The 22934-nt window shown below is 65.5% G+C and carries 24 protein-coding genes and 1 tRNA gene; 13 read left to right on the top strand and 12 right to left on the bottom strand.

Translation table 11 applies throughout. The annotated features are described in order from the left end of the window. Positions 1-80 precede the first annotated feature (80 nt). Complete coding sequence (locus WDN01_07495; GenBank protein MEJ0025854.1) at positions 81-698, top strand: TetR/AcrR family transcriptional regulator; 618 nt, start codon at positions 81-83, stop codon at positions 696-698. Between the two features lie 253 nt (positions 699-951). Here the strand turns inward: WDN01_07495 and WDN01_07490 are convergent, their stop codons facing one another. Next, entirely contained in the window at positions 952-1563 is a 612-nt protein-coding gene (locus WDN01_07490) for an outer membrane beta-barrel protein (protein MEJ0025853.1), read from the bottom strand. Between the two features lie 238 nt (positions 1564-1801). On the opposite strand from WDN01_07490, the gene WDN01_07485 reads away from it, so the two are divergent. Further along, positions 1802-2833, top strand: coding sequence for a hypothetical protein (locus WDN01_07485; GenBank protein MEJ0025852.1), 1032 nt, complete (start codon positions 1802-1804; stop codon positions 2831-2833). 80 nt (positions 2834-2913) lie between these two features. Here the strand turns inward: WDN01_07485 and WDN01_07480 are convergent, their stop codons facing one another. Continuing rightward, a complete protein-coding gene (locus WDN01_07480) occupies positions 2914-3711 on the bottom strand; it encodes a hypothetical protein (GenBank protein MEJ0025851.1) in 798 nt (265 codons plus the stop codon). Beyond that, complete coding sequence (locus WDN01_07475) at positions 3708-5162, bottom strand: glycosyltransferase (protein MEJ0025850.1); 1455 nt, start codon at positions 5160-5162, stop codon at positions 3708-3710. The genes WDN01_07480 and WDN01_07475 overlap by 4 nt, the downstream gene beginning before the upstream one ends. Positions 5163-5381: 219 nt before the next feature. Here WDN01_07475 and WDN01_07470 point away from each other — a divergent pair, with 219 nt between their 5' ends. From WDN01_07470 to WDN01_07460, 3 genes are all read left to right on the top strand, one after another. Further along, positions 5382-5708: a cupredoxin domain-containing protein gene (locus tag WDN01_07470; protein MEJ0025849.1), complete on the top strand. Its 327-nt coding sequence runs from the start codon at positions 5382-5384 to the stop codon at positions 5706-5708. A gap of 3 nt (positions 5709-5711) precedes the next feature. After that, positions 5712-6551, top strand: a complete 840-nt coding sequence (locus tag WDN01_07465; protein ID MEJ0025848.1) for an FTR1 family protein — start codon at positions 5712-5714, stop codon at positions 6549-6551. Positions 6552-6710: 159 nt separating this feature from the next. After that, the gene (locus WDN01_07460; GenBank protein MEJ0025847.1) at positions 6711-8150 is read left to right on the top strand and encodes a tetratricopeptide repeat protein; all 1440 of its coding nucleotides are present in this window, start codon (positions 6711-6713) and stop codon (positions 8148-8150) included. Here WDN01_07460 and WDN01_07455 read toward each other — a convergent pair. Further along, entirely contained in the window at positions 8147-9043 is an 897-nt protein-coding gene (locus WDN01_07455) for a YihY/virulence factor BrkB family protein (protein ID MEJ0025846.1), read from the bottom strand. The two genes, WDN01_07460 and WDN01_07455, sit on opposite strands and share 4 nt — an antisense overlap. Positions 9044-9128: 85 nt before the next feature. Between WDN01_07455 and WDN01_07450 the strand changes: the two genes are divergently transcribed. Further along, on the top strand, positions 9129-11138 hold the full coding sequence (locus WDN01_07450) for an AsmA family protein (GenBank protein MEJ0025845.1): 2010 nt from the start codon (positions 9129-9131) through the stop codon (positions 11136-11138). Between the two features lie 174 nt (positions 11139-11312). Then, the gene (locus tag WDN01_07445) at positions 11313-12035 is read left to right on the top strand and encodes an SDR family oxidoreductase (protein ID MEJ0025844.1); all 723 of its coding nucleotides are present in this window, start codon (positions 11313-11315) and stop codon (positions 12033-12035) included. Positions 12036-12038: 3 nt separating this feature from the next. Here the strand turns inward: WDN01_07445 and WDN01_07440 are convergent, their stop codons facing one another. The 3 genes from WDN01_07440 to WDN01_07430 all read right to left on the bottom strand — a co-directional run bounded on the left by WDN01_07440 (position 12039) and on the right by WDN01_07430 (position 14204). Beyond that, positions 12039-13439 carry a PAS domain-containing protein gene (locus WDN01_07440; protein MEJ0025843.1) on the bottom strand — a complete coding sequence of 467 codons (1401 nt, stop codon included), beginning with the start codon at positions 13437-13439 and terminating at the stop codon, positions 12039-12041. A gap of 17 nt (positions 13440-13456) precedes the next feature. Further along, positions 13457-13822 (bottom strand): response regulator, encoded by a 366-nt coding sequence (locus WDN01_07435; GenBank protein MEJ0025842.1) that lies wholly within the window; start codon positions 13820-13822, stop codon positions 13457-13459. Positions 13823-13958: 136 nt separating this feature from the next. After that, positions 13959-14204 carry a hypothetical protein gene (locus WDN01_07430; protein MEJ0025841.1) on the bottom strand — a complete coding sequence of 82 codons (246 nt, stop codon included), beginning with the start codon at positions 14202-14204 and terminating at the stop codon, positions 13959-13961. Between the two features lie 150 nt (positions 14205-14354). Here WDN01_07430 and WDN01_07425 point away from each other — a divergent pair, with 150 nt between their 5' ends. Further along, positions 14355-14849 carry an RpiB/LacA/LacB family sugar-phosphate isomerase gene (locus WDN01_07425; protein ID MEJ0025840.1) on the top strand — a complete coding sequence of 165 codons (495 nt, stop codon included), beginning with the start codon at positions 14355-14357 and terminating at the stop codon, positions 14847-14849. A gap of 64 nt (positions 14850-14913) precedes the next feature. Here WDN01_07425 and WDN01_07420 read toward each other — a convergent pair. The 3 genes from WDN01_07420 to WDN01_07410 all read right to left on the bottom strand — a co-directional run bounded on the left by WDN01_07420 (position 14914) and on the right by WDN01_07410 (position 16743). Further along, a tRNA-Thr gene (locus WDN01_07420) sits at positions 14914-14989 on the bottom strand. Between the two features lie 67 nt (positions 14990-15056). Beyond that, positions 15057-15815 carry a hypothetical protein gene (locus tag WDN01_07415; GenBank protein MEJ0025839.1) on the bottom strand — a complete coding sequence of 253 codons (759 nt, stop codon included), beginning with the start codon at positions 15813-15815 and terminating at the stop codon, positions 15057-15059. After that, the gene (locus WDN01_07410; protein ID MEJ0025838.1) at positions 15793-16743 is read right to left on the bottom strand and encodes an ABC transporter ATP-binding protein; all 951 of its coding nucleotides are present in this window, start codon (positions 16741-16743) and stop codon (positions 15793-15795) included. Before WDN01_07410 ends, WDN01_07415 begins: the two co-directional genes overlap by 23 nt. A gap of 220 nt (positions 16744-16963) precedes the next feature. Here WDN01_07410 and metG point away from each other — a divergent pair, with 220 nt between their 5' ends. Continuing rightward, complete coding sequence (gene metG, locus WDN01_07405; GenBank protein MEJ0025837.1) at positions 16964-18676, top strand: methionine--tRNA ligase; 1713 nt, start codon at positions 16964-16966, stop codon at positions 18674-18676. After that, complete coding sequence (locus WDN01_07400) at positions 18673-19161, top strand: GNAT family N-acetyltransferase (GenBank protein ID MEJ0025836.1); 489 nt, start codon at positions 18673-18675, stop codon at positions 19159-19161. The genes metG and WDN01_07400 overlap by 4 nt, the downstream gene beginning before the upstream one ends. 95 nt (positions 19162-19256) lie before the next feature. Here WDN01_07400 and WDN01_07395 read toward each other — a convergent pair whose 3' ends face one another. Further along, a complete protein-coding gene (locus WDN01_07395; protein ID MEJ0025835.1) occupies positions 19257-19484 on the bottom strand; it encodes a hypothetical protein in 228 nt (75 codons plus the stop codon). Between the two features lie 164 nt (positions 19485-19648). On the opposite strand from WDN01_07395, the gene WDN01_07390 reads away from it, so the two are divergent. From WDN01_07390 to WDN01_07380, 3 genes are all read left to right on the top strand, one after another. After that, the gene (locus WDN01_07390; protein MEJ0025834.1) at positions 19649-20011 is read left to right on the top strand and encodes a hypothetical protein; all 363 of its coding nucleotides are present in this window, start codon (positions 19649-19651) and stop codon (positions 20009-20011) included. A 43-nt stretch (positions 20012-20054) separates the two neighbouring features. Further along, a protein-coding gene (locus WDN01_07385; GenBank protein MEJ0025833.1) for an IS5 family transposase occupies positions 20055-20815 on the top strand; the annotation gives its coding sequence in 2 pieces (ribosomal slippage) (positions 20055-20382 and positions 20382-20815; 762 coding nt in all). Between the two features lie 60 nt (positions 20816-20875). Next, on the top strand, positions 20876-21343 hold the full coding sequence (locus WDN01_07380; GenBank protein MEJ0025832.1) for a DUF3800 domain-containing protein: 468 nt from the start codon (positions 20876-20878) through the stop codon (positions 21341-21343). A gap of 790 nt (positions 21344-22133) precedes the next feature. Here WDN01_07380 and WDN01_07375 read toward each other — a convergent pair. Further along, positions 22134-22865 carry an arginyltransferase gene (locus tag WDN01_07375; protein ID MEJ0025831.1) on the bottom strand — a complete coding sequence of 244 codons (732 nt, stop codon included), beginning with the start codon at positions 22863-22865 and terminating at the stop codon, positions 22134-22136. Positions 22866-22934 lie beyond the last annotated feature (69 nt).

Below are 22934 nucleotides of genomic sequence, written 5' to 3'. Positions count from 1 at the left end.
CGCCTTATCCTAGCGCGGCGCAAAAGCCCCGCGAAACGCGGAAGATTGACTTAAGGTGTAAACGCGAGGGATTGTGTGGCATGGATCAAGCGACTCTGGCCGCCGCGCAAGGCGACACAAGACCGGTACGGCGTAAGCCCGAAAGCCTCGCCAAGCTGAAGCGCGCCGCGCGCAAGCTGTTCGTGGAGCGCGGCTACCACGCCACCCGCCCGCAGGACATCGCGCGCGAGGCGGGGCTCGGCCACGGCACCTTCTATCTGCACTATCCCGACAAGAAGGCGTGCTTCCTCGCCTTCGTGGACGACGCGCGCGAGGAGTTGCATCGCTACATGATCGCGCGCCAGCCGGCGGACCGTTCGCTGGAGAACACGATCGCGGCGAACCTGAAGGCGGTCTACGAATATTCCGCCGAGCATCCCGGCGTGCTCGCCGCCGCGATGACCGACGAGCTGGTGATCGACGCCGAGGGCGCGCAGGCGACGCCGCTTCTCGTGCGCTGGGGTTTCGACTGGGGCGAGATCGTGCGCGAGGCGCAGCGCACCGGCCACGCCTGCACGACCTACAATCCGGAGATCGTCGGCCAGGCGATCCTGGGCGCGATCCACCAGGTCGCGAGCGAAGGCGGCCGCAGCCAGCGCCCCCGCGCCGAAGTCCTCGACAACCTGACCCGCTTCCTCGTGAAGGCGCTGAAGCCGTGACTCCCTCTCCCGCTTGCGGGAGAGGACGCAAAAGCTTGCGCTTAGCGGAGCACTTGCGGAGCTAAGTGCTTAGCTTTGCTGGTGAGGGGAAATGCAGTCCCGCGCAAGCCCTCACCCGGCTCGCTCCGCTCGCCGACCTCTCCCGCAAGCGGGAGAGGTTATATCGCGCAAGTTCGTCGCCGTTCGTGTGCCTTCGGAATCCCACCCCCGCTCCCGCCGGGAGACCCCATCCCAGGGTCCCCCGGTGGAACCGTCAGTTGATCTTGAAACTCACCCCCGCCAGCAGCGCATGGTCGGAGAAGTGCAGATGCGCGCTGTCGGCGGCGTCGGTGAGCCGCGCGGATTCGCTCTGGGTGAAGCGGTATTCGGTGAACAGCGACGCCATGTCGTTGATCTCGGTGCGCAGTCCCGCTTCCGCCTGATAGGCCGGCTGCCAGTCGCGGCCCGACAATCCGTTCACCGTGCCGCCGACGCTCTCCACGCCGACGCCGAGCCCGACATAGGGCGTCACCGGTCCGAGTTGGATCACATCGTACGTCGCGTTCGCCATGATGCTGGTCGACGACAGATGGCCCAAGGCCGGCGCGCCGTTCAGGCGCGCGACGTCGCTGTGCTGATAGAGCGAGTCCAGTTCGATGCGGATGCCGTCGCCGGTGTCGTAGCCGACCGCGCCGCCGGCCGCGAAGCCGGTGCCGAAGCCGGTCTCTCGCGTGCCGCCCGCCGTGTCGCTCAGATGCAGGTCGGGCAGCAGCGAGATGCCGCCTTCGCCCGAAACGTAATATCCCGGCTCGCCCGCGAAGGCCGCGCCGATGCCGAGCCCGACCGCGGCCCCGAACGCGACCGCGAACACGATTCTCTTTTTCATGCTGTTCTCCTTGGGGTGGGACGAATGCCGCGCACGGCCTCCGCTCGTCGCCAAACTCGTCCTCAAGGATCGCGAGAGTTTGTCCGGGGTGTTGCAAGTCCTTCAACGGATTGACGTTTTATTGCGAAACGTGTCGGGAACCTGTCCGCCGCGTAACCTCCCGGCGTTGACAGCGCCGCAGACCTGACAAACTATCAGTCCGAAGGCCGCGCCGACGGTCCGTATACGGAGGAATGCCATGGTCCAGCTCATCTACACGCGCGACGAGATCATGGCCGATCACGATTTCGCGCGGCCGCAGATCGAGGCCGGCTATCGCCTGCATGGCGGCTTCGACGCGCGGGGAAACTACATCTCGCCGCGCACGCTGCACCGCTGGCCGGCGGTGAAGGCCTGGGACGCGCAGCTCGGCCGGCGCGGCTTTCCGGTGATCGACGCCTCGCTGCGCCTCCTGAAGCGCGGCCCCTATCCGACGGTCGAGCAGCAGAAATTCCTCCTCGGCCACGGCTTCGGCGAGACGCTGTGGAATTCGCTCACCATCACCGGCATCATCGAGGCGCGCGGTGGCATGCTGGCGCAGGCCGTGGCGCCGGACTTCCAGGCCATCGTCGTCGAGCCCATCGCGGAAACCGCGCTCGGCCATCTCAACAAGGGGCTGCTGGCGGCGCATGGCTATGACGAGGGCGGCCGGAAATCGCTCGGCATCGGCGGTCACGACGATATGTGGTTCGCCGTGCGCGACGCGCTGTTCGGCAGGCGCGCCTATCCGATCCCCGAGGTGCCCGCGAGCATCGCCCGTCCCGAGAGCGACCGGCGCATGCCGCAGGTTCCGAAGGAATACGAGGACTGGATCCTGCTCCTGATGAACGTCCTGATGATCGAGGTGAAGGCGGAAAGCTTCTTCGCCTTCTGCCAGACCGTCATGCGCGATCCGGCCAATTTCGCCGATCGCCGCCCCGCGGCGAGCCATGCCGCCGATCTGGTCGAGCGCATCCGCACCGACGAGGCGGTCCACGTCGCTTATCTGGCGACGGCGATCTCGGAACTGCGCAGCTTCACGATCAGGACGGTCGACGGCGCGACGATGTCCGGCGCGGCGCTGATCGATCCGGTGTGGGAGCGGATGATCGAATGGCACGCCGTGACCGCATCGGATCACGGCCGCATCCAGTCGCGCGACCAGATCATCGCCCGTCTGAAGAGCAAGCCCAACGGCGCCGCCCCGGCCGCCAGCTTCGACGCCCTGGAGTTTCAACAGGCGGCGGAGTGAGTTCCTCCCCCGCGGAGCGGGGGAGGTGGCACGCGAGCGAAGCGAGCGTGACGGAGGGGGAAGTCCGCCGCTCGTCGCCGCTAATCCTGCGTCCACAGCGACACCTGCACGCCGCGCTCGACCAGCGCATTCTGCCCCGCCGGCGAATAGAACGCGCCGACCTGCAGCGACCAGTGCCGCGACAGCTTCTGCACCAGCGACAGTTCGATCTTGTGGCTTCGGTAATAGGTGTAGGGCGGCACCGCGTCGCCCGCGCTGACGATGTTGAAGCTCTGCGCCATCACCATCCAATTCCGGGTGATCCACAGCCCCACCGTGAGATCGACCGGCGTCTCGTTGGGCCGGGGCGCCGCGATCCAGCGCTGGCCGGCCTGGAGGTCCACGAACCCGTCGCGCCCGAGCAGCCTGAAGCTCGTGCCGTAGAGCAGGCGAAGCTCGATCTGCCGGCCCGAGGCGCGGTCCGGCGCCGACACCGACAGGTCGAACGCGCCGGCCGTCTTGTACGAACCCTGCAGCGACAGCTTGCCGTGACGCCCGTCGAGCAGGAGCCGCGCGCCGCCCTCGAAGGACGTGTTGCGGACGCGCTCCGGCGCCAGCGCCGTCGGCCGCACATGCGCCAGCACATAGTCGGGCGTCGCGAACAGCGTCAGGTAATCGGTCAGCCCGTATTCGAGGCAGTTCTGCACGAGCAGCTTGTTGAAGCGCGTCGGTACACTGGCGTGGCCTTTGGCGTCGAAGCCCGTGCCGGCGCTGCTCTGCGTGGTCGCGGTGAACACCTGCCAATGTCCCCGCCGCAAGGTCCAGGCACCGCCCTGCGCCGCCGCGACCGACAGCAGGACCGCCAGTGCCGCCGCCGCGACGCCCCGCGCCGGCCTCATCGCGCCTGCCGGCTCAGGCCATGCGCCGTCTTCTCCCAATAGAACGGCCGCCGGATGAGCTGGCCGAGCCCGCGCCAGGCCGCGACGGAGATCATCGCCCAATAGAGCGTCATGCCGAGCCCATAGGGCGACAGGTCCTGCCAGCCGCGCCGGATCGGGCTCGCCATTGCGAGGACGGTGAGCAGCAAATTGCCGCCGGCCAGCGCCGCCAGCGAAATCCCCGCGCCGTCGCCGCCCCCGAACGCCAGCGACAGGACGAAGACCAGCCACAGCAGCGGCGCGGCCAGCGATGCCGCGACCGAACCGCCGATGAAGAGATGGAAGGCGGCGAACCCGCCGAGCCCGGCGCGCCGCGCCAGCGCCAGGGGCCGCCGCGTATGGACCAGCCAGGTCTGCATATAGCCCTTCATCCAGCGCGAGCGCTGGCGCAGCCATACGCCGGTCAGGGTCGGCGCCTCCTCGAAGGTCATGGAATCGATCATCGAGACCCGCATGCCGAGCTGCGCGATGCGGATGCCGAGGTCGGCGTCCTCCGTCACGTTGAACGAATCCCAGCCGCCCAGCGCGCGCAGCACCGAGGTGCGGAAATGGTTGGAGGTGCCGCCCAGCGGCATCGGCACGCCGAGGCGGTCCAGCGCCGGCAGCATCACCTCGTACCAGACCGCATAATCGAGCGCGAACAGGCGGGTCAGCACATTGTCCGTCGCGTTGTAGAAGTTGAGCCGCGCCTGCAGGCAGGCGATGTTCGCCGCCCGCGCGCGGAACGCCGCGACCGCCTTGCGCAGCTGGTCGCGCTCCGGCCGGTCCTCGGCGTCGTAGATGACGGTGAACGCGCCCCGCGCGAAATTCAGGGCATAGTTGCAGGCGCGCGGCTTGGTGCGCGGCAGGCCCTGCGGCACGCGGACGATCTCGAACGGACCGCGTCCTTCGAGCGCCGCTGCGGCCGCCGCCGTTTCCTCGTCATCCGCCTCGACGATGATCTTGATGTCGAGCTTGTCGTGCGGATAGTCGATGAGCAGCAGCGCGCGCGCCAGCCGCGGCAGCACATTGGCCTCGCGATAGAGCGGCACCAGGATCGTGTAGAGGGGCAGGGCGGCATCGTCGGCGGCCGCGGGCTCGCTCCGCGGCCGGGGCGCGATCGTCGCGAGAACGGTGCGGAAAAACGTGCCGGCGATGAAGGCCAGGGACAGGAACGAGACCAGCGCTTCCCATGCCGCATGCGGCGCCGCCGCGGCGAAGATGCCGCAACCCGCGAAGACGAGCAGGAACGCGACGATCTGCGCCCGCGTGATCACGACATGCGCCGACAGCTCCGGCATCGCCCGCGCCAGTCCGTTGGCGGCCTCGTCCGCCAGTCGCGCGGCCTGTTCCTCGGAGATGTCGGCCGCGGCGCGCGCCCGCGGGCCCGCGCCAGGCGCAAGCGGCAACGCACGGACGTCTTCCTTTGTCATGGAAGTGCCTGTCGCGGAGACGGTGGAACGGACGCCGCGGCAGGCCGCGTGGGGAGGGACGCACGCCGAAATCAACACGCGTCCGCGAATCATTCGTTGGGACAGCGCGGTTGAGCAACTATGTTTCTCTCAACCTATGGTTAACCAGCGCTGCGGCGTCCGGGCGCTATACTTGCGAATGAGTTGCGATTACAGTCCCGCAAATCGATGGAATTTGCGATGCCGAAAAAGACACTGCTTCTGGCCGCGGCCCTGGCTCTTCTGGCCGGACCGGCCTTCGCCGACAATCCGATTCCGGTATCCTTGAAAAATCATCGCTTCACGCCGGCGACCATTCATGTGAAGGCCGGCGTGCCGAACGTCATCGCGCTCACCAACAATGACGACGCGGCCGAGGAATTCGACTCGACGTCGCTGAAGGTCGAGAAGGTCGTCGCCGGCCACAGCTCCGGCAATATCCGCCTGCGGCCGCTGGCGCCGGGCCGCTATCCCTTCATGGGCGAATATCATTCGGAGACGGCGCAGGGCGTCGTGATCGCGGAGTAGGCGATGCTGTCCAGCCTCATCATCGTGTTCCGCGAGGTCATCGAAGCGGGCCTGATCGTCGGCATCGTTCTGGCGGCGACGCGGGGCGTGGCGCGGCGCGGATTGTGGGTCGCGGCCGGCATCGGCGGCGGCGTCCTCGGTGCCTGTCTCGTCGCGGCCTTCGCGGGCGAGCTGGCGGCGCTGTTCGAGGGCAGCGGACAGGAACTGTTCAACGCCGCGGTCCTGCTCGTCGCCGTCGCGATGCTCACCTGGCACAATGTCTGGATGGCGGGGCACGGCAAGCAGATGGCGCGCGAGATGCGCGTCATGGGCGCCGAAGTGTCGGCCGGCAAGCGCACGCTGACGGCGATGGCGATCGTGGTCGGCGTCGCCGTGCTGCGCGAAGGCTCGGAGGTCGTGCTCTTTCTCTACGGCATCGCCGCGCAGGGCGGCACGTCGATGAGCGCGATGCTGGCCGGCGGCACGCTCGGGCTCGCGGCCGGCGCGGCGGTCTCCGCGCTGATGTATTTCGGTCTCCTCGCCATTCCGGCGCATCGCCTGTTCGCGGTGACCGGCTGGCTGATCACGCTGCTCGCCGCCGGCATGGCGTCGCAGGCGGTGCTGTTCCTGCAGAATGCCGGCTATCTGCAGTTCTGGATGATGCCGCTCTGGGACACCTCATGGCTGCTCTCCGACGGCAGCATCGCGGGCCGGCTGCTGCACACGCTGGTCGGCTACACCGATCAGCCCGACGGTCTGCAGCTCGCGGCCTATGGCGTCACGATCGCCGCGATCGTCACGCTGATGCGCGTCGTCAATCGGCCGCGTCCGCTGCCCGCCGCCGTCGCGAGCCCGGCCGAATAGTCCGCCTGTGTCAAATCGCGACGCCGCGTTCGGAAAAGTTCCATTCGAGCGCGCGCACGCGTGACGCGGTATAGTCACGATAGCTCAAAACCGAACGATCTGCTTGCCGCTTTGGTAAGAGGCCGCTGCCACTGTGGCGCCGTCATCGGTGAGACGGCCATGCAAAACGTTGAAGCGAACGCGATCGACGCAACCGCCGCGGAAGCGGGCGAAGCCGCGCCGCCGCCGCCGGGCGATGCGCTGCCGCGCCAAAGACTGGTCCGCCGCGGCGACCTAGCGCAGTTGCTCGACGCCAAGCCGGCCGAGGACGCCGAGCCGAAGGACGCGCCGCGCACGCCCGATGCATGGCTCGAACGGCGCCTGCGCGTGTTCGAGCGGCAGATGATGGCCATGGAAGCGCGCCAGGACCAGGTCGAAAAGACCGCGCGCGCCGCGGTCGCCGCGGCGGAGGAAACCGTCAAGGCGCTGGAAGCGACCGTCGCGGAACTGAAGGCGCGCACCGATGCGGCGGAAGCCAAGGCCAAGGCGGCGGGCAACGAATTGCGCACGAGCCTGAATGAGGCGATGCTGCGTCTTCAGACCGTCGAAGGCGTCGCGCGCGCGGCGCTGGCCGAAAATCAGGGCGGCGCCGAAACGAACGCGCCCGAGGCCGTCGAGCCCGCACCGGTCGAGACGCCGCCCGAGGATCCGGCGCCGCCGGCCGACGAAGCCGAGCCCGGCGCCGTGCCGGAACCGCCGAAATCCTACCTGACCGAAGTGCGCAAATCCGTCGCCGCCGCGACGGCGGCGGCCGAGGCGGCCGCCGAACTCCAGAAACGGAAAAAGGCGTCGCGGGTCCGCTTCGGCCTGACCCGCTATTTTCTCGGCAGCCTCATCGTGCTGACGATCTTCGCCGCCGGCGCCGGCGTCGCTTTCAGCAAGGGACTGAGCGACGGACGGCGCGACGCGATCCGGCACCATGCGGCGCCCGCGCCGGTCGCGCGCATCGCAACGGCCGCGACGCCGCTGGACCGTCTGACGGCGCGCGCCGAGGCCGGCGACGCCGCGGCGGAACTGACGGTGGGGCTGCGCTATCTCGAGGACGGGCGGCCGGACGCGGCCCAGGCGTTTCACTGGATCGCGCTGGCGGCGGTGCATGGCCAGCCGGTCGCGCAATATCGCCTCGCGCGGCTCTACGCGAACGGCACCGGCACGGCGCGCGACGACCGTCGCGCGCTGCACTGGTACGAGGCGGCGGCGCTCCAGGGCAATCGCAAGGCGATGCACGATCTCGCCGTCGCCTATGCGCAGGGCCGCGGCACGGCGAAGAATCCGGCGGAAGCCGCGCGCTGGTTCTCGCGCGCCGCCGGCTACGGCTATGTCGATTCCGAATTCGACCTCGCGATCCTGTACGAGCGGGGCGAGGGCGTGCCGCAAAGCCTGCTCAACGCCTACAAATGGTACGCGGTCGCCGGCCGACAGGGCGATGCCGAATCCAAGGCACGGCTCGAAGCCTTGCAGACGCAGCTCAATGCCGACGACCTGGCGGCGGCGCGGCACGCGGCGGCGTCCTTCAAGGCGGCGCCCTACGATCTCGGCGCGAACGTGCTGGGTCTCTAGGCCGCTCGCGCCATCGGCGAGCCCGCCGGCTGGCACGCGACATCCTGCAGGCTGCCGAAGCGGCAGGCATAGACCTTGGTGAACTCCGCGCCCAGCAGGAAGACCTGCGCCGAGTAATACACCCAGATCAGCATGACGATCAGGCCGCCCCACGCGCCATAAGGCGCCTCGAGTCCGGTGCTGCCGAAATAGTAGCCCAGCAGGAATTGTCCCAGTTGGAACAGCAGCGCGGTGCCGACGGCGCCGACGCCGACGTCGCGCCATTGCAGGTCCTTGTTGGGCACGACTTTATATATCGCCGCGAACAGCAGAGAGGTCAAAACCGTCGAGATGCCGAAATTGAGCAGCGCGAGCGCCAGGCCGCTGAAGGCCGTGTGATCGTCTATGTATTTTCCCATCGCCGTGATTCCGGCGGTCAGCACCATCGAGATCAGCAGCAGAAAGCCGAGGCCGATGACGAGGCACAGGCTGACGGCCCGTCCCCGCAACAGGCGCATCAGGACCGGCCCCTTGCGCGGTGCGCGCCAGATGACGTTCAGCGCATCCTCCATCTCGCCGAACACTCCGGACGCGGTGACGACCAGGGTCACCAGGCCGATGATGCTGCCGAGCAGGCCGGTCGAGGTGCCGGGCGCGTTGCGGATGGCGAGCAGGAGCACCTGCTGGCTTTCGTGTCCCAGCACCAGGCTGAAATGCTGGATGATGGCGGTGCGGGCGGCGTCCTGGCCGAAACCCAGGCTGGCGACCGCCACGGCAATGTATAGGGTCGGGGCGATGGCGGTCGCGCCATAGAAGGCGATGGCCGCGCCGCGCGTTACCGCGCCGTCGTCGAAGAAGCCTTCGACGACGCTCTGCAGGAATTTCCAATAGGGCTCGAACGCGGTTCCCGGCATCGGGGGAACAACGCGCCGGAACCCCGGATGTTGCAACCGGCAGCCCAAACGCCGCGCATGCGTTCAAGCTATGGAGGTTTTGAACATGGCTATGGTTCCGGCAACGGATTCGCGCTGGAAAGCGGCGGGTCGGGAGGTTCGTGTCTCATTGGCGCGCCTCGGCGTCTGGGCGCGGCGCACGCTGTGGCTGGGCCCCTGGACGGGGCTGCGCGTCGCAAGCTGGGCCGCGGGTCTCGTGATCGCGCTGCTCGCCGCCGCCGTGCTTTGGCTCTATTTCCTCGACTGGAACACGATGCGCGGACCGGTGGCGCGCTACGCCTCGGCGCGTCTGGGCCGCCCGGTGCGAATCGACGGCAATCTCGACGTCCATCTCTTCAGCTTCACGCCCAGCGTCTCCGTGTTCGGTCTGAAGGTCGCCAACCCGGATTGGGCCGGCACCAGGCAGGCGGCCGACATCGCGCATCTGGCGTTCAGCGTGCGGCTTCTGCCGCTTCTGTTCGGCAATACGATTCTGCCGCTGGTGCGGTTCGACAAGCCGGACATCGTGGTGGTCCGCCGCGCCGACGGCGTGACCAATTGGGAGTTCGGCGGCGGCAATACCGGCTGGAACATCCCGCCGATCCGGCGCTTCATCGTTCAGGACGGGCACATCCGGATCGACGACCGCGTGCGCAAGCTGGCATTCACCGGCCGGGTGTCCTCGCGCGAGACCGCCGGCGGCGGCGGCAGCGCGTTCGAGCTCATGGGCGACGGATCGCTCAACGGCAACGCCTTCACGGCACAGGTCCATGGCGGCCCGCTGATCAATGTCGACCTGAACAAGCCTTACGCCTTTCAGGCCGACGTCCGCGCCGGCGCCACCCATGTCGTGGTGGCCGGCACGATCACCCATCCGTTCCATCTCGGCCAGTTCACCGCGGCGACGACGATCTCCGGCGCGAACCTGTCCCAGCTTTACGACCTGACGGGCCTCGCCATGCCGCAGACCGCGGCCTATCGCGTGTCGGGCACGCTGACGCGCGACGGCGCGCTTTACCGGTTCCGCGACTTCTCCGGCGTGGTCGGCTCTTCCGACCTTCGCGGCTCGGTGACGGTCGATGCCTCCGGCGCCAAGCCGTATGTGTCGGGCGCCGCGACCTCCAAGGTGCTCGACTTCAAGGACCTCGGCGCCCTGTTCGGCGGCCAGTCGCGCCAGGCGATCGCGACCGGCCGGCTGCTGCCCGACCTGCCGCTGCATGTCGACCGCCTGCGCCAGATGGACGCCGATGTCGATTACGACGCGCAGACCATCCGCAGCCGCGACTTCCCGCTGCGCGGCGTGCACACCCATGTCGCGCTCAGGAATTCCGTGCTGGTCCTCAAGCCGCTGTCGTTCCAGTTCGCCTATGGCAGGCTCGGCGGCACGCTGCGGATCGATGCGCGCAACGCCGTGCCGGTGACGAGCGTCGATGCCCGCGTCACCGACATCAAGATCCAGCAATTCCTCGGCGGCGGCGACGCGCCCGCCGCGACCGGATTGCTCGAAGCGCGTGCCCGTCTCGAAGGCGCCGGCAACAGCGTGCAGAAAGTCGCGGCCAGCGCGAACGGGCCGGTGACGCTCGTCGTGCCCCAGGGCAATTTCAACGAAAAGCTCGCCGAGCTGACCGGCATCGATCTGCTCAACGCGCTTCTGGTCGGCGGCCGCCGGACCACGAATCTGCGCTGCGCCGTGGCGCATTTCGAGACGCGCAACGGCGTCATGACCGCGCCGCGCTTCGTGTTCGACACCGATCCCGTGCGCATCGAAGGCAAGGGCGCGATCGACCTGCGAAACGAGACCCTCGCCATGACCCTGCAGGGCAAGCCCAAGGAATTCCGCATCGGCCGGCTGCACGCGCCGATCCGGATCGACGGCCCCCTGGCGCATCCCCATATCGGCATCGAGGCCGGGCCCCTGGCGCTGCAGGGCGGCATCGCGGTCGCGCTGGGGTTCCTGTTTCCTCCCGCCGCCATCCTTCCCTTCGTCGATCCGGGATTGGAGAAGGACGCCAACTGCGCCGGTCTCCTGACCGAGGCGAAAGCCCAGGGCGCGCCCGTCCGGCCGCATCGCCGCTGATGCGTTTGTCGGATATCCAAAACCCTCATTGGGGCAATCCATTTTCCTCGCGGCCGAATTGGCTCGCCCGCATGGTCCTGGCGAAGCGTGGGACGGGCGATGACGGTTTTTATCCGATTCAATCCCCCCTGAAACGGTTCTAGTCTCGGCCGCCAGCCAGTGGAGAAAAAACGCATGACCTTGCGGGACCAGCGCGTCGTCGTGATCGGCGGAACGTCGGGCATCGGCTTTGCGGTGGCGGAGCGCGCCTTGGCGGAAGGCGCCTATGTCGTCGTCGGATCGAGCAGCGCCGAGAAGGTCGCGGCCGCGCGCGCGAAACTGCCGGACCTGAAGGCCCAGGCGATCGACGTCCGGCATGAAGCGAGCGTCGCCGAATTCTTCAAGACGGTCGGCGCGTTCGACCATCTCGTGCACACCGCCGGCGACTGGGGCGGCTTCGGCGGCGCGCCGGTCGGGCAGGTCGACATCGCGGGCGCGGCGAGCCTGTTCGCGGTGCGCTTCTGGGGCGCCATCGCCGCCATCAAGCACGCCGCCGGGAATATCCGCGCCGGCGGCTCGATCACCCTGACCGACGGCATGATCGCGCATCGTCCGCGCAAGGGCGCGGCGGTGGTCTCCGCCATGGCGGGCGCTGTCGAGCATCTGACGCAGGCGCTGGCGGTCGAGCTCGCGCCGGTCAGGGTCAACGCCGTATGCCCCGGCGCCATCCGCACCGACATCTGGAATTCGATCCCGCCCGAGCAGCGCGAAGCGCGCTTCAAGCACATGACGGAGCGCCTGCCGATCGCCCGCATCGGCGAGCCGGGCGAGGTGGTCGAGGCTTATCTTTATCTGATGCGCGGCGGCTACACGACCGGCCAGATCCTGCGCGTCGACGGCGGCCAATCGGCCGTCTGACCTCTACGCGGCGATGGGCTCGGCCCCGCCGGAAGGAACGAGAAGCAGCGGAAGGCGGATCGTGATGGCGGTCCCGGGTTGCTCTGGGCCCGACACGGCAAGGCGCCCGTGAAGCTGGCGGACGAAGATGGCCACATAGTCGGCCCCGCGCTTCTCCGGGATCTTCGCCACGGCCTTCTGCTTCATGCCGATGCCGTCATCGGCGACGGTCAGCTCGATTTCGTCGCCGATCCGTTCGACCGCCAGCAGGATCCGTCCCGCCCCGCCGGGGAAGGCGTGCTTGATGGCGTTCGTCGCCAGCTCGTTGACCAGAAGGCCGAAGGGCACCGCGCGATCCGGATCGATCTCCAGCGGCTCGGCCTCCACCTTTATCGCGATCCCCGAATCCGCCCCCAGGCTCGCGGCCATCGCCTTGGCGATCTCCGTCAGATAGGCGTCGACGGCGACGGTGCGGCCGCGGCTCGATTGGGATATCAGGTCGTAGAGCTGGGCGATGGCGCCGATGCGCGCCTGCATCGCCATATAGCCCGGCAGGCACGGCGCCGCCGTCCATTTGGCCTCGTAGGAGATCAGGCCGACCACGATCTGCAAATTGTTCTTGATGCGGTGGGAAATCTCGTTGGTCAGCATCTGCGCGTCGCGCTCGCGCTGCTTGCGGTCGGTGATGTCCTCGAACACCAGGAGCATGCGATGCGCGTGGTTTCCCGGCTGCGAGATCTTCCGGGCGTTCAGGTTGAAGACGCGCAGGCCCAGGCCCGGGAAGTCGTCCTCGATCTCGAAATTCTCGATCGGCTTGTTTTCGGGAAGCACCTTTTCCATCAGATGGCGCAGCGCCGGCACGTCCCATTGATGCTGGCCGAGCTCGGAGATGCGCCGGCCATGCGCCTCGGCCTGGGTGATGCCGAACATCGTCAGGAACGCCTTGCTCGCCGTCACGATCGTCATGTCGGTTTCGAGCACGACGAGCGGGTCGCGGATCGTGTCGACGATGCTCTGCGTCAATTGCCAGTTGCGGTTGCTCTCCTTGCGCGCCGCGCGCTCCTCGCTCACGTCCTCGATGGCGAGCAGGATGAAGCCGTCATGCTCGCCCGGCCGGTAGATCTTGCGCGCGTTGACCAGCATGGTGCGCTGGCCGATGGTCGGGAAATCGTGCTCGACCTCGAACCCCTCGACCGAGGCGCGGTGGGGGATCACGCTCTCCAGGAGCGTGCGCAACGCGGGAATGTCCCATTGCCGGTTTCCGAGATTGTAGATGAGGCAGCCCTCGGTCTCGTCGGCGCTGGTGCGGAAGGTCTGATAGAATGCGCGATTGGCCGAGGTGATGTTCAGGTTGCGGTCGAGCACGAGCAGCGCGCTCGGCACGGTCTCGACGATGTCGCTCGCGGCAATGTCGGATACGGGCATGGTCCCTCGTCGCTCCGTCAGACCGCGAGCAGGTGCGCGAACGATCCCCGGAGCTGCTGCTCCGTGTAGGGCTTGCTCAGGCAGCCCATGCCCTCGACGAACAGCGCCTTCATCTGCTCGGTGACGAAATTTCCGGTCGTGTAGAGGATGCGCAGCATCGGCCGCAGCTTTATCGCCTCCCGCGCCAGGTTGCAGCCGCCGAGGATCGTCGATTTGAGGTAGATGTCGGTGAACATCGCGTCGATGTGCCGGGGCGACCGCAGATGGAACAGCGCCTCGTCCATGTCGCCGGCCGACAGGGTTACGTGACCCCAGTCGCGGATCATCATCTCGGCGATTTCGCGCGTGAACACTTCGTCTTCGACGATGAGTATGACGGCCATGGAGGCATCCGGCGTGGGCAAAGCATGCCGCGGTCCTTGCCGCGTTTCCTGCCAGAGACGCTGCCAGAGCCCTTGCTGCCACCAACCCAGGCGAACGAACAACGCGCACGTCGAACGAAAGTTTCAGCGCCGGCCGCTAGTCTTCGAACTGCGGCGAAAGGCGGCCCGCCTTGAAGAGGATCGTCGGCTGCTCGTCATAGTCGCCGGTCTCGGGGTCTCCGGCGGTGGAGAACGCGACGACGCCGAGCTTGGACGCCGCCATGCGCTCGGCCATCCGGCGCGCCGCCTCGCCCGATTTGCAGGGAACGGCCTTTTCGGCCTTCAACCCCGTGCCCCGGCCGGCGACGAAAGCTTGCACGATATAGGCGGTCTCGCGAGTCATGCGCGACCATAGACCACTTCGGCCGGCGGCGGCGCACAATCTTCGCATATTTCGCCGGGCGTTCGGTCCATGCATGTGCGCGAAGGCACACTTGGAAATTTCTCCGAAAGCTGTGAAAAACACCCGGCTTTAGGATGCTGCGATATCGCCATGAAAGTCTATTTCGCCTCGGACCACGCCGGATTTGAAGCCAAGAACAAGCTCGTCGAATATATCCGCGATCGCCTCAAATACAACGTCGAAGACTGCGGTGCGCTGGTAGACGATCCGCAGGACGACTACCCGGAGATCATTGCCGTCGCCGCCAGAAAACTTTCGGACGACGTCGCCGCGGGAAAAGACAGCCGCGCCATCGTCGCCGGGGCGTCGGGACAGGGCGAAGCCATCGTGGCGAACAGGTTCAAGGGCGTTCGCTGCGCGCTCTATTATGGCGACCCCGGGAACAGCCAGGTGGACGCGTCCGGCAAGCATCTGGATATTCTCGCGTCGACGCGCGAGCACAACAACGCGAATGCGCTCTCCCTCGGCCTTCGGTTTCTTAGCCTCGACCAGGCCAAGGACGCCGTCACGCGCTGGCTCGCGGCGCCGTTTCCCGGAGAAGCGCGCCACGCCCGCAGGATCACGCAGATCGATCGGGTTTCGTAATACCCATGCGGGCGGGCAAAGCCGGGTTGGCGTGGCGGCTACCTCGCCCGCCCGCCATCAAATATGGTGCCGGCTACAGGACTCGAACCTGTGACCCCCTGATTACAAATCAGGTGCTCTACCAACTGAGCTAAGCCGGCACGATATCCACGGGATAGCCGACACGGGCTCGGATAGGCAAGCACGCCCGGCGCGCATTTTGAAACGTCAGACCTGGAGCGCCGATCCATGGCGGCGCGAATATCGCACGGACCAGGCCAGGAACGCCGAGCCGAGCCCCAGATAGCCGGCGGCATGGATGGCTGCATGCAGTGCGTTGAACGCGATCTCTCCGGACGGGCTTGCCGGCGCGGCGCCGAGCGGCAGCAGGTCGACAAGCAAGGACGATCCGGAGCCGCCGAACTGCAGCAGGGAAGAAACCAGCACCACCAGGTGAAGCGGGAGAAGATACACCTGAACGGGACGCGCGACCTGCGCCAGCCCGCTCGCCGCCAGCCCCAGGCCCGCGCCGACCAGCGCGGCATGGACAAGTATGATGAGCGTGTCCGCGTCCGGGCTCAGAACGCGCGGCGCCAACCCCGCGGCCCAGAATATCGCTGAGAATATTGCATATAGAATCAGGCTATGCGCGAAGCCGATAACCGTCCGCACGGCTATGGTGTTCGTGACGTTGCCGCCACAGAGCGACATCACCCGGAAGAACGTCCCTTGTGTGATGTCGCGTTCGATTTCGGACGAGGTATATGTCATTCCGTTCACGACGAGCATCCAGGACAAATAGGCCGTCGCCGTATTCCGATAACTCGGCGCCGCGTGTGCGAAGAACGTGGCGCCTGCATGGTAGCCGAAATAGAAAATGAAAAGGATCGCGCAGCCGAGCAGGAACTGCGTCTTTTCGCGGCTCGCAAGAAGCCATGCTCTGTAGAGTTCGGCGAAGGCGATCTTAGCGACCAGGGTCGCCTCCATATCGCCGGAAGATGTTCTTCGTCCCTGAGGACAATTGCTCCACCGCCACGATCTCCGCCGGCGCGATCGTGCGCAGAAAGTCGTAGAGCCGCTCCGGCGTGCAGGATATCGCGATCCGCTGCCCCTTGACGGCGGCGTCGAAATCGCCGGTCGCGCCCGCGAAGGGCCGGGCGAGAAGGATCTCGTATTCCACGACGCGCGCGCCCTCCTGGGGTGCGACGCGGATGGGGCCGTCATAGCGCAGCTCGCCGGAATTCAGCACGAGAACGCGGTCGCACAATTCATCCGCGATTTCCAGCTGGTGCGTTGCCAGCAGGAGCGTAGGTCCCATGGTCTTGAGCTTGACGATCGTTTCCGCGAAAAGCCGCGTCGCCTCCTGGTCCATGCCCAAGGTCGGCTCGTCCATGATCAACAGCGCGGGCGAAAACAGCAGCGTCGCGGCGATGGCCGCTTTCTGCCGGTTGCCGCGCGACAGGAGGCGCACGAGCTTCCCGGACTCTCCGGCAAGGCCGAGCGCCGCGCAGATGTCGGTTGCCCGCTGCCGGCGCTTCTTCATCCCACGCAGCATTCCGAAATATTCCATGTTCTCGAGCACGGTGAGATTGCCGTAGAGATCGCGCGCGCCCTCGGCCACCACGCCGACGCCCTGGGCGATCGACGAATATCCCCGCAGCGATCTGCCATCGATCGAAATGGTTCCCGCGTCGGGAGCCAGGACACCTCCGATCAACCGGATCAGCGTCGTCTTTCCCGCGCCGTTCGCGCCGATCAGCGCCACGGACTCCCCGGGACGGAGGGCGAAACTGATATCTTTCAGCGCCCGCCACGCGTTCTTGCCGCGCGAGAACGTCTTGTTGACGTGCCGCAAGTCCAGGAGAGGCGCCGGGCCTTCCTCGCCGACCGGGGCGAGGGTCGCGTTCTGCGTCAACGGCTTGCCCCCTCTGCCGGCCCTCCCGGCGAGCCACGGGACGGATCCCCGCGATCCCCCGGCAAGGAGCTATGTTCTGCCGTTGCGTTTTCAATGCCCCGATTGCTTCGGGGCAGGCGCGGCGGACCCGCCCGGCCCTTGGCAAGGCAGCCTCCCAGCCCGTAAGGGTGGACGCTCCCGCGCAAGCCGCTAATCTGCGCGCCCCTTTTCGAGCAGGCCTATGAAACGCGTCCTCATCACCTCCGCCATCCCGTCCGTCAACGGCGTCAAGCATCTGGGCAATCTCGTGGGCTCGATGCTGCCGGCGGACGTCTATGCCCGCTTCTGCCGGGCGCGGGGCTACGAGACGCTGGCGATCTGCGCCACCGACGAGCACGGCGCCCCCATCGAGCTCGCCGCCGCCGAGGACGGCATCCCCGTCGCCGACTATTGCGACAAATGGCACGCGGTGCAGGCCGATCTCGGCGCCCGCTTCGGCCTCTCCTGGGACCATTTCGGCCGCTCCTCGTCGGAGCAGAACCGCGAGCTCACCTGGCATTTCGCGCGCCGGCTCTGGGCCAACGGCCATCTCGACGTCCGCACCACCAAGCAGGCCTATTCGGCGACCGACGGCCGCTTCCTGCCCGACCGCTACGTCATCGGCACCTGTCCGCATTGCGGCTACGCCAACGCCCGGGGCGACCAGTGCGAGAACTGCACCCGCGTCCTCGATCCGGTCGACCTGATCGAGCCGCGCTCGGCGGTCTCCGGCGCGAAGGACATCGAGATCCGCGACAGCGTCCACCTCTTCCTCAAGCAGTCCAAATTCGTCGACGAGCTGCGCGCCTGGATCGCGGGCCACAAAAACGATTGGCCGGTGCTCGTCACCTCCATCGCCAACAAATGGCTGGACGAGGGCCTGCAGGACCGCGGCATCACCCGCGATCTCGAATGGGGCTTTCCCGTGCCGGACGACATCGCCGACGGCAAGCTCGAGGGCAAGGTGTTCTATGTCTGGTTCGACGCGCCGATCGAGTACATCGCCGCGACCAAGGAATGGGCCGACAAGAACCGGCTCGACGACGCGGCCTGGCGGAGCTGGTGGTACGACGCCAAGGACGTCACCTATGTCGAGTTCATGGGCAAGGACAACGTCCCCTTCCACACCATCATCTTCCCCGCGATGATCCTGGGAACCGGCGAGCCCTGGCACAAGGTCGACCGGCTGAAGGGCTTCAACTACATCAATTACGACGGCGGCAAGTTCTCGACCTCCGGCAAGCGCGGCATCTTCATGGACGGCGCGCTCGACATCCTGCCGGCGGATTACTGGCGCTATTACCTGATGGCGAACGCGCCGGAAAGCGCCGACACCAATTTCACCTGGGAGCATTTCGCCGGCGTGATCAACAAGGACCTCAACGACGTCCTGGGCAATTTCGTCAACCGGATCACCAAATACTGCGCCGCGAAATTCGACGCCAAGGTGCCGGGCGAGGGCGCCTACGGCCCGGAGGAGCAGGCGGTCTGCGCCGAGCTCGACACGCTGATTGCTCGGTACACGGATTATCTGGAGAATTGCGAGTTCCGCAAAGCCCTGTCCGAGTTGCGCGCGATCTGTGTCGTCGCCAACGAATACATCACCCGGGCGGCGCCCTGGACGGCGATCAAGACCGACCGCGACCGCGCCGCGGCGGGCGTCCGCATGGGGCTCAACCTCGTCCATCTGCTGGGCCATCTGTGCTGGCCGGTGATGCCGGCCATTTCGCGCCACATCCACCAGGCGATCATGCCGGCGCCGCCGATCGTCCCCTGGCCGGACGCGCCGATGGCGCAGTTCCTCGACCAGCTCGAGCCCGGCCAGACGATCGATCCGCCGCCGGTCCTGTTCGCCAAGATCACCGACGAGCAGGTCGCGGAGTGGCGCGCCCGCTTCGGCGGCACGCAAGCGTGATCGTCCGCCGCCTGACCGCCGGCGACGCGGAGGCGCTGCGCGACATCCGGCTGGAGGCGCTGCGCCTGCACCCGACCGCGTTCTCGGCCGATCCCGACGTCGAAGGCGCCTTTCCGCTCGAACGCTGGCGCGAGCATCTGGAGACCCGCATCTGGTTCGGCGTGTTTGTCGACGGCGCGCTCATGGGCATCAACGCCTTCTCGACGGAGAGCACTTCGAAGAAGACGGCGCATGTCGCGCATCTGGGCGCGATGTATGTCCGCGAGGCCGTCCGGGGCACCGGCGCGGCGGATGCGCTGATGACGAATTTCATCGATTACGCGAAGGGCAGGGCGGAGCAGCTGGTGCTGACCGTCGAATCCGAAAACACCCGCGCCATCAAGCTATACGAGCGCCACGGCTTCGCCGTGACCGGCCGCAAGCCCCGCTCGATGAAGGTGGGCGGGGTGTTCTACGACGAGTTGGAGATGTGGCGCGCGGCGTGAGGCTGTGCAACGGGAATGGTACAATTGGGAGGCTGCGGCGTGTGACCGACACGCCGCAAAGCTTGAAGGTGAGGCGATTTACCGTAGAGCCTGCACTACTCCAGATTCAGCAGTTTACTCGGCCTAAGGGCCGCGTCTGATGTCGATACCTGTGCGATTACTGATATTTCCGGGTCGCCATCCGTTTGGGTTCTTTCGTAAAGAAAGTACGCTTCTGCGTGATTCGGGTCGAGGCTGGTGGCCGCCGCGCCGCGATCACTCAATGGCGACAGACACAGCGAAGTCGAGTTGTCGATGCTGGCGCTAAAATAGGGCTCGTCCATTGCAGCCTCCGTGAGGAACCTAGCGATGACGATTCCTTCCCCGATGAACGTCTCAGAAATTTATGACGCCGAGAGCGATCCTGCTGAATTGAAAATTGATTTGGACCTGTCTGTCAGCGACTAGATAATAACGTTATCGGGAAAAGCTCCATCGGAATTGCGCCATGTATCTCTTCTATTTCGATGAAAGCGGCAGCCGAGATCCCGACGTGGGCGGAAATGGGCGTCCGGAGAAGGATCATATCTACGTCCTTCTTGCCGTGGGCATTTTTGAAAACAACTGGCGAAAATTCGATCGCGAAATCTCACTGCTCAAACTTGAGTTGGAGGGATGGCTTCGACGCGAAGGAAAGGGGCCCTTTGACCTCGCAGATTGTGAAGTCAAATCAAATTGGCTGCGAAATGTGAAAGAACGCACGAACAAAAGCCCTTTTCTGTCTGGACTAACCGATGATGACCGCACGCGGCTCGCGAACAAATTTTACGAGCAATTAGGGCCGAAACCCAAAAAAGTCATTGTCGGTTGAATCGGTTGATGATTCCGTTGCTTCGTGATTCGGAGGCATTGGGATGCGGAACAACCTGTTTTGGCTGAGCGACGAGCAATGGCTTCGGATCGAGCCGCACTTGCCGACGGACGTGCGCGGCAAAGATCGTGTGGACGACCGTCGCGTAATCAGCGGCATCCTACATGTCTTGAAGAGCGGCTGCCGGTGGTGCGACTGCCCGCCGGAATACGGCCCCCATACGACAATCTACAATCGCTTCGTGCGCTGGGCCGAGCGCGGCATCTGGGAGCGGCTGTTCCGCAAATTGGCGGAGCGCGGACGATCCACCGATACCCAGATGATCGACTCGACGCATGTCAAAGCCCACCGCTCGGCATCGGGCGCAAAAAGGGGGAGCTTAAGCAGGCGATCGGCCGCTCGCGCGGCGGGCGAAACACGAAAATCCACGCAATCGCAGATGCTAAGGGCCGTCTTCTTTCCATCCTCCTGACCGGCGGCCAGGCGCACGATTGCCCGCCGGCCCAGCGTCTCATCCGCCGAAGCAAGATCGCCAAGAAGCTGCTCGGCGACAAAGCCTACGACAGCGAAGAACTGCGATTATGGCTGACGGCGCGCGGCACCAAGCCCGTCGTGCCCAACAGATCGAACCGCAAGCAGCCCTTCAGCTTCGACAGAAAATCCTACAAGCAGCGACACAAGATCGAGAACGCCTTCTGCCGCCTCAAGGACTTCAGGCGCATCGCCACACGCTACGACAGGCTCGCCAGAAACTTCCTAGCCTCCGTATGCCTCGTCGCTGCTATCGTGTGGTGGACTTTATGAGTCTGGACCCTAGACCCTTGCCACGCGACGATCTTTGCAGTCGTAATTGATAAACGGCACTTGCACGACCACATCACACACGAAATTCTCCATAAGAAGGCGTACGAACTAATTCTCGAGCGCATCGAGAATTTTATGAACATATATCATCCGAAGCATAATGCGCTGATCGTCATGGACGATACGAGCATCCAGTTAAATCGTGCTGTTGCTATGAAACACGCCTTTTTCCAGCGGAGTGGAAATCAGAACCTAAAATTCCGGCACATCATCGAATATCCATTCTTCGCTCGCAGCGAGTTGTCCAACGGCGTTCAACTCGCTGATTTGTGCGCCTACAATGTCTATCGTGCGTTCAAGAGCCGGGATTTGACGTATCCTTATTTTGAACGGCTGCTCCCGTTCTTCTATCGGCGGCCAAACCAAGACCGTCTTGACGGATTAAAGGTATTCCTGGACGCCTCCGAGTTGATCGAATTTGCGCGTCTCGGGTGGACTGAGTTCCAGAAAAAAGCCCCGCACCGATGAGGTGCGGGGCGGAATTTGTTGTCGGGCTGGGATGATCCATATCGAGCCGACCAGCGGCACCCGACAGGCGGAATATCACGTTTCCGCATGAAGAAAACAATAACGGTGGTGCGAAGGTTCAACTCCCAGATCAAATATAAATTGAATGGTAAAAATTTGGCCCTTTTACACCCATTAACCTACTGAAACATATATACTTTCTGGAAATGTAATAAAATTGCGCCAGCCAGCGCATATTTGGTCTGAGAGATCGAACTTTCGCACCACCGAAAATCCCGCCAATCTGGAGCGCCGTCTCCGTTGAAAGACTCGTCCTACGAATCGATGGTCAAAACATCTCACGCATTCTGAGTGAGTGATAACGTCATCACCTTCGGGAGAGGGCTACACCTCGCAGTTCCAAGAACGCGGCGGTAATGGCGAAGTGCATTACCGCCGCATTGGTCCCGAACAAGTGCGGGCGTCGGGGTTGTGCCTCATCTCGCTAGAAATGCGGATGAGTCCTAATCCCACCATTGCATCATGCACAACGTCCCACCTAACTCGGACACCCTCCAGAACGAACTAGGACACCGAGGGGCGGTTTAGGAGAGCACCCACCCCTTGAACCGAGTCGGTCCAAGCACCATCTCATCTATATCCCGAAAATTGCAAGCATTTGGACGACTGTCGCATGCGTTATCGCGCCGCCAGACCATCTATCCTCGCCGAAATGGAAGTCGCCTCAAGGCATTGCGCGAACTTCCCGTCCTTCGAACCGTCTTTTCCGTTCGAATGTGCGGCGCGTTTTCTAAATCCGCGCCCAACCTTCGCGGCCCAGCGCCTCCATCGGGCGGAAGCGGGTCTTGTAGGACATCTTCTCGCTGCCCTCGACCCAATAGCCGAGATAGACATGCGGCAGCCCGCGGCTCTTGGCGTCGCGGATATGGTCCAGGATCATGTGGGTGCCGAGGCTCCGCGCGTCCTCGCCCGGATGGAAGAAGCTGTAGACCATCGATACGCCGTCGCGCAGCACATCGGTCAGGGCGCAGGCGATCAGCGCGCCGGGCCGCCCATCCTTCGAGGCGCGGCGGTACTCGACGATCTGGGTGTCGACCGGCGTCTCCTCGACCATGGCGACATAGTCGAACAGGCCCATGTCCGACATGCCGCCTCCTGCGTGGCGGGAGTCGAGATAGGTCCGGAGCAGCGCGAACTGCTCGCGGGTGGCCTCCGCCACGACCTCGCTGCGCACCAGGTCGGCATTGTGCTTCTCCACCCGCCGGAAGCTGCGGGAGATCGCGAATTCGTTGACCAGGATGCGGACCGAGACGCAGGCCGAGCAGCCCTCGCAGGCCGGGCGGTAGGCGATGGACTGGCTGCGGCGGAAGCCGGAATGGGTCAGCGCCTCGCTCAAGGGCTGGGCGAAGGTGCCGGACAGCCGGGCGAAGACCTTGCGCTCGATCCGGCCGGGCAAATAGGGGCAAGGCCCGCCGGGCGTCAGGAAAAACTGCGGTACGCGTGCGTTGTGCTGCTCGGTCACGTGCGAACCCGGACTCCCACGCCCCGACTATGACAAAACTTGGGGCGCGTGCGCCAGTCTGGCGGTCGA

This window comes from Rhizomicrobium sp. (assembly GCA_037200985.1).
In the GTDB taxonomy this organism is placed as follows: Bacteria; Pseudomonadota; Alphaproteobacteria; order Micropepsales; family Micropepsaceae; genus Rhizomicrobium.
Note: the sequence above shows the minus strand (reverse complement) of the source record. Positions and strands in the feature narration are given on the sequence as shown.

Coding starts and splice junctions, on each gene's coding strand:
- WDN01_07395 (MEJ0025835.1), bottom strand. CDS start 19,484: ATGGACGAGCCCTATTTTAGCGCCAGCATCGACAACTCGACTTCGCTG.
- WDN01_07430 (MEJ0025841.1), bottom strand. CDS start 14,204: ATGACTCGCGAGACCGCCTATATCGTGCAAGCTTTCGTCGCCGGCCGG.
- WDN01_07425 (MEJ0025840.1), top strand. CDS start 14,355: ATGAAAGTCTATTTCGCCTCGGACCACGCCGGATTTGAAGCCAAGAAC.
- WDN01_07445 (MEJ0025844.1), top strand. CDS start 11,313: ATGACCTTGCGGGACCAGCGCGTCGTCGTGATCGGCGGAACGTCGGGC.
- WDN01_07460 (MEJ0025847.1), top strand. CDS start 6,711: ATGCAAAACGTTGAAGCGAACGCGATCGACGCAACCGCCGCGGAAGCG.
- WDN01_07480 (MEJ0025851.1), bottom strand. CDS start 3,711: ATGAGGCCGGCGCGGGGCGTCGCGGCGGCGGCACTGGCGGTCCTGCTG.
- WDN01_07390 (MEJ0025834.1), top strand. CDS start 19,649: ATGTATCTCTTCTATTTCGATGAAAGCGGCAGCCGAGATCCCGACGTG.
- WDN01_07485 (MEJ0025852.1), top strand. CDS start 1,802: ATGGTCCAGCTCATCTACACGCGCGACGAGATCATGGCCGATCACGAT.
- WDN01_07415 (MEJ0025839.1), bottom strand. CDS start 15,815: ATGGAGGCGACCCTGGTCGCTAAGATCGCCTTCGCCGAACTCTACAGA.
- WDN01_07440 (MEJ0025843.1), bottom strand. CDS start 13,439: ATGCCCGTATCCGACATTGCCGCGAGCGACATCGTCGAGACCGTGCCG.
- WDN01_07470 (MEJ0025849.1), top strand. CDS start 5,382: ATGCCGAAAAAGACACTGCTTCTGGCCGCGGCCCTGGCTCTTCTGGCC.
- metG (MEJ0025837.1), top strand. CDS start 16,964: ATGAAACGCGTCCTCATCACCTCCGCCATCCCGTCCGTCAACGGCGTC.
- WDN01_07455 (MEJ0025846.1), bottom strand. CDS start 9,043: ATGCCGGGAACCGCGTTCGAGCCCTATTGGAAATTCCTGCAGAGCGTC.
- WDN01_07435 (MEJ0025842.1), bottom strand. CDS start 13,822: ATGGCCGTCATACTCATCGTCGAAGACGAAGTGTTCACGCGCGAAATC.
- WDN01_07465 (MEJ0025848.1), top strand. CDS start 5,712: ATGCTGTCCAGCCTCATCATCGTGTTCCGCGAGGTCATCGAAGCGGGC.
- WDN01_07490 (MEJ0025853.1), bottom strand. CDS start 1,563: ATGAAAAAGAGAATCGTGTTCGCGGTCGCGTTCGGGGCCGCGGTCGGG.
- WDN01_07475 (MEJ0025850.1), bottom strand. CDS start 5,162: ATGACAAAGGAAGACGTCCGTGCGTTGCCGCTTGCGCCTGGCGCGGGC.
- WDN01_07450 (MEJ0025845.1), top strand. CDS start 9,129: ATGGCTATGGTTCCGGCAACGGATTCGCGCTGGAAAGCGGCGGGTCGG.
- WDN01_07495 (MEJ0025854.1), top strand. CDS start 81: ATGGATCAAGCGACTCTGGCCGCCGCGCAAGGCGACACAAGACCGGTA.